We start from the raw sequence: 235 nt of genomic DNA on the forward strand, positions 1-235 counted from the left end.
CCCGCCAGCCTCTGGTGAGCACGAGCCCCTGTCCAACGCCAAGGAGTACGCCCCAATGCAGATCAACCAGCTTGACCGCGCCTATCGATATGACGGCATCGATCTCCCGGTTCCGCCGCATCTCGCCCACGACCCGCAGGCTCTGCGAGCCTATCACGCAACGCTCTACCCGGCGATCCTCAACGCCGAGACGGTCGACGTTGGCGTGACCGGCGGCGTCCACGTCACCGAGTAC

The 235-nt window shown here is 65.5% G+C and carries 1 protein-coding gene; it reads left to right on the plus strand.

Annotated features, from left to right (window positions below; all coding sequences use genetic code 11):
* Positions 1-55: 55 nt before the first annotated feature.
* Positions 56-235 (plus strand): PRTRC system protein C (locus tag AX709_RS17970; RefSeq protein WP_066551365.1); only part of this gene is annotated, 180 nt, incomplete at its 3' end.

Origin of the sequence: Sphingomonas sp. CCH15-F11 (assembly GCF_001557005.1) — a bacterium.
Taxonomy (GTDB): Bacteria; Pseudomonadota; Alphaproteobacteria; order Sphingomonadales; family Sphingomonadaceae; genus Sphingomonas.